We start from the raw sequence: 866 nt of genomic DNA on the forward strand, positions 1-866 counted from the left end.
GTCCAAACCATATAAAAAACATACCTCCATAAAGGCATAAACATGGATACCTTTAAAGACCGCCTGGCTTTCTTATGGAAAGATGAAGCCCGCCAAGCCAAAATTGCCGCCGACATCGATATGACCATCGCCGGATTCAGCCGTATCTGGAACGAAGGCGGCCTGCCGAAATCGGAAACGCTAAAAAAAATCAAACAACTTAAAGGCTGCAGCATAGACTGGCTTTTGACAGGCGAAGGTTCTCCCTTCCCCGATTCCGAAGCCCCAAAAGCCACGGCAACCGACACACTGGGCAACCCTGTCGATATAGACGAATTTGTCTTCGTACCGCGTTACGACATCCAAGCCGCGGCCGGACACGGTCAGCTCGTCGGCGATGAGCAACCCATGTTCGCCATGGCGTTCCGACGCTATTGGATTGAAAATTATGTAACGCGCGACATCAAAAACCTTTCCGTTATCTCAGTCAAAGGCGACTCGATGGAAGGCGTGCTGAATGATGGCGACACCATCCTCATCAACCACGGCCAAACCACGCCGCGCGACGGTCTCTATGTTTTGCGCCTCAACGAAAACCTTTTGGTCAAACGCCTGCAACTGATACCCGGCGGCATCGTCAACGTCATTTCTGCCAACGAAGCCTACCCTACTTTTGAAATCGACTTGAAAAACCCAACCGACGACGTTGCCATCATCGGCCGTGTCGAATGGTTTGGCAGAAGTATCTAAATCTGACATACTGATGCTTGAAATTTCTGCCATGCCCTCCATGTAAGCTGGCAGACCCTGTCTGCACAAACTTGCCTTGACTAACGGTTTGCGCGACAATAGTAAAAATATTCATATAAAAGGAATCACATCATGTC

At 49.5% G+C, this 866-nt stretch carries 1 protein-coding gene; it reads left to right on the forward strand.

The features are described from left to right. The first annotated feature begins 42 nt into the window (after positions 1-42). Positions 43-729, forward strand: coding sequence for a S24 family peptidase (locus tag ACTHUT_RS21230; RefSeq protein ID WP_003680158.1), 687 nt, complete (start codon positions 43-45; stop codon positions 727-729). Positions 730-866 lie beyond the last annotated feature (137 nt).

This window comes from Neisseria sp. P0022.S010, assembly GCF_051956635.1.

What these genes read in the sequence shown, in the direction of transcription:
- ACTHUT_RS21230 (WP_003680158.1), top strand. Translation starts at nt 43, where the DNA reads ATGGATACCTTTAAAGACCGCCTGGCTTTCTTATGGAAAGATGAAGCC.